Genomic DNA, 9,118 nt, shown 5'->3' with positions numbered 1-9,118 from the left:
CCCTGCACGCGCAGGCGCGCGGGGCCGATCGCGCGCGGCGCGGCCTGCGCGCCCGACGGCGCGTCCTCGCCGATCATCGCGGCCACCATGGCCTCCACCGAGCTTGCGCGCGCATCGAAGTGGGCCACGTCGGCGCCGTCGCGCAGCACCGTCACGCCGTCGCAAACCTGGGCGATCTCGTTGAGGTAGTGCGAGACATAGAGAATGGTCTGGCCGCGCTCGCGCAGATGCTCGATGGTGCGCAGCAGGCGCTCCACCTCGCGGTTCACCAGCGCGGCGGTCGGTTCGTCGAACACCAGGATGGCCGGCTGCTCCACCAGCACGCGCGTGATCTGCACCAGTTGCTGCTCGGCCACGCTCAGTTCGCCGATCAGCCGGTCGGGCGGCAGCGTCACGCCGAAATGCGCATCGAGCGCGTCGAGCGCCGCGCGCCGCATCCGCCGCCGGTCGAGCAGGCGCAGCGAGCCGGCCGCGCGCAGCCCGAAGGCCGGTTCGCGGCCTAGCCACAGCGCCTCGGCCACCGTCAGCGTCGGCGCCAACAGGCGTTCCTGGTGGATGAAGCCGATCCCGGCCGCGCCGCGTCGCGCGAGCCCGTCCACCTCGATGCTTCCCGCGTCGGCCTCATGGATGCCGGCCAGGATCTTGATCAGGGTGGACTTGCCCGCGCCGTTCTGGCCGATCAGGCCATGCACGGTGCCGCGCGGCACCGTCAGCGAGGCGCCGCGCAGGGCCGGCACGCCGTCGAAGCGCTTGACGATGCCGCGCAGCGCCAGCGCGGGCGGCGTGCTGGCCGGCCCGCTCATTTCGTTGCGGCCGCAACGGGCTGGGCCTGGCCGAGCGTCTGCTGCAGCGAGCCGGCATTGTCCTTGGTCACCAGCAGCGAGGGCACGTAGGTATAGGGCGGCAGCGAGCGGTCGCCCGCCAGGTAGCGCGCCACGTTGTCGGCGGCGGTCTTGCCGATCAGCGCCGGCTGCTGCGCCACCACCGCGCCCGCGCTCGACTTCGGATCCTTGACCAGCGCCACCACGTCGGGGCTGCCGTCCACCGCGTAGGTGCGGATCTCGCCGCGATGCGCGGCGTCCACGGCCTGCGTGGCGCCCACCTGCGGCACATCCCAGGCCGACCAGATCGCCGAGATCTGCCCCTTCGGGTACTTGGTCAGCAACTGGCTGACCTGCGCATAGGCGTTCTGCACCGTGTTCGGGATCACGTCGCGCAGCTCGGGCTCGATGATGTGGACCTTCGGGTAGTACTTCAGCACGGCCTTCAACTGGTCGTAGCGGATCGCGCAGACCGGCACGCCGTAGAAGCCGTTGAACACCAGGATGTTGCCCTCGCCGTGGATGTCGTTGACCAGCTTCAGCGCCAGTTGCTCGCCGATGAAGAAGTTGTCCGAGGTGGTGTCGTTGATGCTGGCCGGCGAGGCGGTGTCGATCGTGAACAGCGGGATGCCGGCCTGGCGGATCTTCTGCAGCCAGGGTTCGAGCACCGAGGCGGTGCCGAGCTGCTCGATGATCGCGTCGGGCTTCTGCGCGATCAGCGTCTGGATCTGGGCGATCTGGCGGTTGTCGTTGCGGCCCGCGTCGAGCGCGATCGGCGTGCCGCCGAGGCGCTTGATCTCGTCGATGGCGCCCTGGTAGGCCTTCAGGTCCCAGTAATGGTCGGTGCCGGCGGCCGTGATGCCGATCCGCTTGCCCTTCAGCGAGGGCACCGGCGCGTTGTCGGGCGCGGCCTGCGCTTGCGTGGACGGCGCCGACAGGGCCAGCGGCACCGCCAGCGCGGCGGCCGCGGCCACGGACGACAAGCGGGCGGCGAAATCGATGCGCAAGCGGCGGCGGGTGGCACGAACGGGACGAATAGGGCGAAGGCGGGAGCGGGGCGTCATCGAGGCACGAGTCAGGTCGGGAGAACGTCGGAACCGGCTGCGATCGAGCCGAATCAGCAGCAATCTAATCGGCGGCCCCGGCCTCGCGAAACCATCGATTTGCGCTTTGGTTATGAGCGCCGGCCTGAAGTGCTTTGTCGGTTTGCCGCGCGTTGCATCTGACGCGGGGTGGATTGTCGACGCGATGCGGCGCAATGAGGGTGATCGTTGCGCTTCGCGGCGCCTATCGCCGGCCTCGATTGACAAGGCCGGCGGCCGCCTGCAAGCTCCGCGCTTCCCATTTTTTCTCGATGCGCGAGCGCCGGCCGCAGGGCGCGTGGCGCACCTCGAGCTGTTCAGGACTTCGCATGAAGAAACGCTGGATCGCCGGCATCGTGGCGCTCGCCGTGCTCGCCGTGCTCGGCGCGGGCGCCGGCCTGGCGCTGGCCGGCCGCGAGCTGTCGCGGGTGGTGCCGGTCGCCAACGGCATGACGCGCGTCTCGTTCGACGGCAACGATGGCTACGTGATACGCAGCTGGCGCGAGAACTACAACGCGCATGGCTTCGACATGATCAGCTTCCACTTCGTCGACAAGGCCAATCGCGGCCAGTGGAACCTGGTGCCGCTGTACGGCGCGCCGGGCAAGGCCCGGGCCAAGGGCGCCGACGACGACGAAATCGACACGCTGACCGTGAGCGGCGGCGCGGACTGCCTGCTGCAGGATTTCCGCCTGCTGAAGGCGGCGGCGGGGCAGCCGATGCGGCTGATCGTGGCGACGCGCGAGATGGGCGACAACTACGCGGCTTCGGAGACGGTGCGCTTCAGCGAGTATGTGCTGACGCGCAACGACGACGGCACGATCGGCTGGCCGCCGCTGTACTTCAAGCTGGTCAAGCGCACGCAGTCGACCGGCAGGTATTGCGACGTGAACGAGGCTTTTGACCGTGAACGGCATCTCGGCACGCTGAGCGGCGTGGCGCATTGATTGAGCTTTCGTCGCGCGGCATGCCGATACCTGCCGTTTAGCGCCGAATCATCACTGAGAGAGACCCATGCCGATCCCCTCCACCTTGCTGTTCCTGCCGGGCGCCTCGGGCGATACCGGTTTCTGGCGGCCGCTGGCCGATCGCCTGGAAACCACGGCCGGGCGCGAGATCCTCGCCTATCCCGGCTTCGGCGGCGAGCCCGCCGATCCATCGATCCGCGATCTCGACGACCTGCTGGAGCGCGTGCTGGCACGCATCGAGGGCCCCACCGCGCTGATCGCGCAATCGATGGGCGGCGTGCTGGCGGTGCGCGCCGCGCTCGCCCGGCCCGAGCGGGTCACGCACCTGGTGCTGTGCGTGAGCTCGGGCGGCCTCGACATGGCCGCCCTGGGCGCGCGGGATTGGCGCGCCGATTTCCTCGCGAACAACGGGCATCTGCCGGATTGGTTCGTCGCCAGCCGGGGTGAGCTCGGCGAGCACTTGCCGGCCGTCTCGCAGCCGTCCCTGCTGATCTGGGGCGACGACGATCCTTACAGCCCCGTCACCGTCGGCGAGCGGCTGCACGGCCTGCTGCCCGATTCGGCCCTGCACGTGGTACCGGGCGGCCGGCACGATCTGGCCCGCGTGCATGCAGCCTCGCTGGCGCCGCTGGTCGACGCTCACCTGCGGCGCTGAACGCCGCCGCATCCCCTTCCGCTTTCCTCCTGCTTCTCCGCCGCGTTTCCCTCGCTTCTTCCCCGCTTCTCCGCCTCGTGCCGGGCTCGTGCCCGGCACGGCGCCATCGCTTCCTTCCTCCCTCCGCGCCGGGTTCGCATCTTGCGCCTGCCTTGCCGACGACTCGCGGCACGCGCGGCACCGATGTGCCGCCGCGCCTCGCCGAGCCTTGCCGCGCCGCCCGCGCCGGCACGGCGAGGCGGGCGCCGCCGCCGGTCCCTGTCGGGCACGGCCGTGTAGTTTTTGCACGCCGCCGCGCCCGATGCGATTCCGGCCCGATCGCGCCCCGCCATGTTCGCCGCCTCGCGGCCTCGTGCATTGGCGCGCATCGCAGGCCCCAACCCCACAACCCGCCGCGGAGGAAACACATGGCCAAATCGAAAACGTCCCAGGATGCCGGCACCGTCATCGGCAAGGGCGGCGAAACGCATCAGCAGCACACGGGCCAGGGAAAGCACGATCCCGAGGTGCTGACCACCAATTTCGGCGTCCCCGTTTCTGACAACCAGAACAGCCTGCGCGCCGGCGAACGCGGCCCGACGCTGCTGGAAGACTTCGTGCTGCGCGAGAAGATCTTCCACTTCGACCACGAACGGATTCCCGAGCGCATCGTGCACGCGCGCGGCAGCGGCGCGCACGGCGTGTTCCGCTGCACCAGGGCGATTCCCGAGCTCACGCGCGCCAGCCTGTTCCAGAAGGTCGGCGACGAGGTGCCGGTGTTCGTGCGCTTCTCGACCGTGGCCGGCGGCGCGGGCTCGGTCGACACGCCGCGCGACGTGCGCGGCTTCGCCGTCAAGTTCTATACGCAGGAAGGCAACTGGGACCTGGTTGGCAACAACATCCCGGTGTTCTTCATCCAGGACGCGATCAAGTTCCCCGACCTGATCCACAGCGTGAAGATGGAGGCCGATCGCGGTTATCCGCAGGCGGCTTCCGCGCACGACACCTTCTGGGATTTCGCGAGCCTGATGCCCGAAAGCACCCACATGCTGATGTGGGCGATGTCGGATCGCGCGATCCCGCGCTCGCTGCGCATGATGCAGGGCTTCGGCGTGCATACCTTCCGCTTCGTCAACGCGAAGGGCCAGGGCAAGTACGTGAAGTTCCACTGGAAGCCGGTGCTCGGCGTGCAGTCGACCATCTGGGACGAGGCGGTGAAGATCGCCGGCGCCGACCCGGACTATCATCGCCGCGACCTGTACGAGGCGATCGAGGCCGGCGATTTTCCCGAATGGGATCTCGGCATCCAGGTGTTCGACGAGGCCTGGGCCGCGAAGCAGCCCTACGACGTGCTCGACGCCACCAAGCTGATTCCCGAGGAGGAGATCCCGGTCGAGCCGATCGGCCGGCTTACGCTGAACGCCAATGCGAAGAACTTCTTCGCCGAGACCGAGCAGGCCGCCTTCCTGCCCTCGAACGTGGTGCCGGGCGTCGATTTCACCAACGACCCGCTGCTGCAGGGGCGCCTGTTCAGCTACCTGGACACGCAGAAGTCGCGGCTGGGCACCACCAACTTCCACCAGATCCCGATTAACGCGCCGCGCTGCCCGTTCCACAACATGCAGCGCGACGGGATGATGCAGACCCAGGTGCCGGAAGGCCGCGCGAACTACGAGCCGAACTCGCTGGCCGACGCGGGCGAGCCGGGCGGGCCGCGCGAGGCGCCGGCCGAGGGCTTCACCACCTTCGAGGCCAATGCCGAGCGCAACGATCCCTCGGAGAAGCTGCGCGTGCGCGCCGAGCTGTTCGCCGACCACTACAGCCAGGCGCGGCTCTTTTTCCGCTCGCTGCAGCCGATTGAGCAGGCGCACCTGGCCTCGGCCTTCGTGTTCGAGCTGTCGAAGGTGTCGCTCGAGGCGGTGCGCTCGCGCATGGTGTCGAGGCTGCGCAACGTTGATGAATCGCTGGCGCAGCGCGTCGCCGACGGCCTCGCGATCGCGCTGCCGCCGGCCGCGCCGCCCGCGCGCGAGCCGATCGACATGAAGCCTTCGCCGGCGCTGTCGATCGTCGGCAATGCGAAGCACACCGTGCAGGGCCGCAAGGTCGGCATCCTGTTCGACGAAGGCTCGGACAAGGCGGAGATCGACAAGCTGGTGGCCGCGATCGAGAAGGGCGGCGGCCGCGCGATGCTGATCGCGCCGAAGGTCGGCGGCATCGCCGTGAAGGGCGGCACGCTGACGGCCGACGGGCAACTGGCCGGCTCGCCCTCGGTGCTGGTCGACGCGGTGGCGCTGGTGCTGGCGAAGGACGCGGCCGAGCGGCTGGCGGCCGATTCGGCGGCGATCGCCTTCGTGCTCGACGCCTATGCGCACCTGAAGGCGATCGGGCATACGCCCGGCGCGCAGCCTCTGCTGGATCGGGCCGGCGTACAGGCCGACGCGGGCGTGACGGGGCTCGGCGACGCCTTCGTGAAGGCGGCGGGGCAGCGCTTCTTCGATCGCGAGCCGACGCTGCGCACGCTGGCCTGAGCGGGGGCGAGCCGGGTGCCGGCCTCGGCTCGTGCCCAAGCGCGCAAAAGAAACGGGCCGGTCGCGAGGCGCGTGCGATGCACGCCTTCGCGACCGGCCCGCGATGCGCAACGCGCGGCCTGGACGGCCCGCGCGCCCGATCCCGCCCTGACCGTTACAGGCCGACCGAGATCAGCCCCGGAATCGCCACGTCGGGATTGACGTCGGCGTCGTAGTCGACACCGGCGATCTCGAAGCCGAACAGGCGCAGGAACTCGTGCTTGTAGCCGGCGAAATCGGTCAGCTCGTAGAGGTTCTCGTTGGTGACCTGGTTCCACAGCGCCTGCACCTTGCCCTGCACCTGCGGATCGAGTTCCTTGTAGTCGGCGCGCAGGCGGCCGTCCTCGTCGATATGCGGCGTCGAGCCGTACATCGTGTCGTGCAGCAGCCCGTAGACCTGCTCGATGCAGCCTTCGTGCGTGCCGGTTTCCTTCATCACCTTGAACAGCAGGGAGAGGTACAGCGGCATCATCGGGATCGCCGAGCTGGCTTGCGTGACGACCGCCTTCAGCACCGCCACGCGCGCATCGCCGCCGCTGGCGGAAAGCGTCTCGCGCAGGCCGATCACGGTCTTGTCGAGATCCTTCTTGGCCGCGCCGATCGAGCCGTTCCAGTAGATGTCGTGGGTGATCTGCTCGCCGAGGTAGGTGAAGGCGGTGGTCTTCGCGCCCGGGGCCAGCACGCCGGCCTGGTTCAGCGCGTCGATCCACATCTGCCAGTCCTCGCCGCCCATCACCGCCACGGTGTTGTCGATCTCTTCCTGCGAGGCCGGCTCCAGGACGGTGTCCTTGATCACTTCCTTGTCGGTGTCGAGGCCGCGGAAGGCCACGCTCTTGCCGATCGGCTTGAGCGTGGAGTTGTGCACCACGCCCGTCTTCGGATGCGTGCGGCGCGGCGAGGCCAGGCTGTAGACCACCAGGTCGACCTGGCCGAGATCGGCCTTGATGGTGTCGATGGTGACGCGCTTGACCTCGTCGGAGAAGGCGTCGCCGTTGATGGTCCGGGCGTAGCGGCCTTCGGCCTTGGCGAACTTCTCGAAGGCGGCGCTGTTGTACCAGCCGGCCGTGCCGGGCTTGGTCTCGCTGCCGGGGCGCTCGAAGCACACGCCCAGCGTGTCGGCCTGCGAGCCGAAGGCGGCCGAGATGCGCGCGGCGAGGCCGTAGCCGGTCGACGAGCCGATCACCAGCACCTTCTTGGGACCGTTGGCGATCGGGCCTTGCTTGACGACGTAGTCGATCTGTTCCTTGACGTTCGCTTCACAGCCGACAGGATGAGTGGTCACGCAGATGAAGCCACGCACGCGCGGTTTGATGATCATGAAAGCCCCTGAATACGGTAAGCGTCGAAGTTCGACGGACGGAAACGCCGTGCATTGTAATGGAAGCCCCGCGGGGCGCGAACGATTGCGGGGCGGGGCATCCGACCCTGGCCGCGGCGGGCGCGACGGCCGGGCGGCCGTCGATATGTATTTCCCTGGCGCCGGATATCCGGCGGTTCCGCCGCGCCGGCTTGGCGCCGGCGGCTTGCCCGTTTTGTAATCGCGGGGTTCGCGAGTTCGGGCGCCCTTGCGCTCTCAGGCCTTCGGCTCGCCCAGCCCGCCCGCCAGCATGGCCTCGGCGATGTCATGCCGCCCCTGCCCGCGCAGGCCCTCGGCCGCGCCCTGCACGTCGCGCGCCGCCTTGTTCTGGCCCAGCTTGAGCTTGCCTTCGAAGCGCGTGATCTCGATCTCGATGCCGACGATGGCCTTCAGCATCTCGTCGAGATAGTCGGCCGGCGCATCGCCCATCTTCCAGGGCACCGGCTGCGTGGCCTCGTGGCGGCGCGTCAGCTTCGCCACCACGCCGCGCACGTAGCGTTCGTCGTCGCGCACCGTGATCCGGCCATGCGCGTGCGCGACCGCGTAGTTCCAGGTCGGCACCTGGCGGTGCGCCTCGTGCTTGCTCGGGTACCAGTTCGGCGAGATGTAGGCGTCCATCGCGCGGAATATCGCCAGCACCGGATCGCCGTTCGCGACCTGCCGCCAGACCGGGTTGGCGCGCGACACGTGGGCATGCAGCACGCCCAGGCTGCCGGCCGCCGGATCGAGCTCGAACGGGAGGTGGTTCGCGTCGAGCCCGTCGGCGCCGTGCGTGACCAGCGTGCCGAACGGATGGGCGGCGATCAGCGCGTGCAGCACCTCGGGGCGGGCTTCGTTGAAATGGGCGGGCAGGTACATGGCGGCTCCGGGTGGGGCGGGCGGCGGCGCGTCGGTTGGCCGGCGCGGCGCCCGGTAGTCGAATTCGCGTATTCTGCTGGCTGACTGGCTCAAGATAAAGAGCCAGTTTCCCGTCATTTCAATGGACCAGAATCGATGGCTCGTACCGCCCGGTCGCCTGCCGTTCCCGCGCTCGGCCCGCTCGACCGCGCCGCCGGCCAACTGAGCCGCCAACTCGCGCAGGCCCTGCGCGACGCGATCCGGCGCGGTGGCCTGCTGCCCGGCGAACCGCTGCCGGCCACGCGCCAGCTCGCGGCGGCGCTCGGCCTCGCGCGCGGCACCGTGATCGAGGCCTTCGAGCAACTGGTCGCCGAGGGCTTCCTGGTCTCGCGTGGGCGCACCGGCACCTGGGTGGCGCCGGCGCTGAGCCTGCCTGTCGCGGCGATGGGATTGCATCCCGGGGAGGCGCGGCCGGGGCGGGATGCCGAGCCGGCTTCGCGGGTGGGGCGGGCAGGCGCGGTTGGTGGAGTTGTTGGATCTGCTGGAACTGCCGGAGCCGCTGGAATCGCTGGAGCCACCGGAGCCACCGGAGCCACCGGAACTGCCGAAGCCACCGAAACCGCCAAGAGCGCCAAAGCCGGCAACTCGCGCCGCCACGCGGCGAGCGCGACCGGCGAGAATCCTGCCGCGCCGAGCCGCTTGCCCGGCCCGGCGGCCATGTACGCCGCGATCGCCGCCGATTTCGAGCCCTTGCCGCCGATCCCGTTCGCGGTCTCGGTGCCGGGCGGCGCGACGCTGCCCGATGCGGCCTGGCGGCGGCTCGGCAACCGGCTGCGCGCTCGCGGCCCGGCC

8 protein-coding genes are annotated in these 9,118 nt (G+C 69.7%); 4 read left to right on the top strand and 4 right to left on the bottom strand.

All coding sequences use genetic code 11. The features are described 5' to 3' along the window. Positions 1-803: ATP-binding cassette domain-containing protein (locus tag F3J10_RS32525; protein ID WP_167243809.1), on the bottom strand; the 803-nt coding region annotated here is incomplete at its 3' end. After that, entirely contained in the window at positions 800-1,804 is a 1,005-nt protein-coding gene (locus tag F3J10_RS32520; RefSeq protein WP_167243808.1) for a sugar ABC transporter substrate-binding protein, read from the bottom strand. The genes F3J10_RS32525 and F3J10_RS32520, both read right to left, overlap by 4 nt. 428 nt (positions 1,805-2,232) lie before the next feature. On the opposite strand from F3J10_RS32520, the gene F3J10_RS32515 reads away from it, so the two are divergent. The 3 genes from F3J10_RS32515 to F3J10_RS32505 all read left to right on the top strand — a co-directional run bounded on the left by F3J10_RS32515 (position 2,233) and on the right by F3J10_RS32505 (position 6,033). Then, entirely contained in the window at positions 2,233-2,850 is a 618-nt protein-coding gene (locus F3J10_RS32515; RefSeq protein WP_167243807.1) for a hypothetical protein, read from the top strand. Between the two features lie 67 nt (positions 2,851-2,917). Beyond that, positions 2,918-3,526 (top strand): alpha/beta fold hydrolase, encoded by a 609-nt coding sequence (locus F3J10_RS32510; RefSeq protein WP_167243806.1) that lies wholly within the window; start codon positions 2,918-2,920, stop codon positions 3,524-3,526. A 407-nt stretch (positions 3,527-3,933) separates the two neighbouring features. Next, a complete protein-coding gene (locus tag F3J10_RS32505; protein ID WP_167243805.1) occupies positions 3,934-6,033 on the top strand; it encodes a catalase in 2,100 nt (699 codons plus the stop codon). Positions 6,034-6,187: 154 nt separating this feature from the next. Here F3J10_RS32505 and fabV read toward each other — a convergent pair whose 3' ends face one another. Together fabV and F3J10_RS32495 are read right to left on the bottom strand one after the other, a co-directional pair. Next, positions 6,188-7,390, bottom strand: coding sequence for an enoyl-ACP reductase FabV (gene fabV / locus F3J10_RS32500; protein ID WP_025102235.1), 1,203 nt, complete (start codon positions 7,388-7,390; stop codon positions 6,188-6,190). Between the two features lie 255 nt (positions 7,391-7,645). Further along, complete coding sequence (locus F3J10_RS32495; RefSeq protein ID WP_166912565.1) at positions 7,646-8,287, bottom strand: FMN-binding negative transcriptional regulator; 642 nt, start codon at positions 8,285-8,287, stop codon at positions 7,646-7,648. Positions 8,288-8,422: 135 nt separating this feature from the next. Here F3J10_RS32495 and F3J10_RS32490 point away from each other — a divergent pair. After that, positions 8,423-9,118 (top strand): winged helix-turn-helix domain-containing protein (locus F3J10_RS32490; RefSeq protein ID WP_167243804.1); only part of this gene is annotated, 696 nt, incomplete at its 3' end.

It is taken from the genome of Burkholderia sp. Cy-637, assembly GCF_011753175.1.
GTDB lineage: Bacteria > Pseudomonadota > Gammaproteobacteria > Burkholderiales > Burkholderiaceae > Burkholderia > Burkholderia gladioli.
Note: the sequence above shows the minus strand (reverse complement) of the source record. Positions and strands in the feature narration are given on the sequence as shown.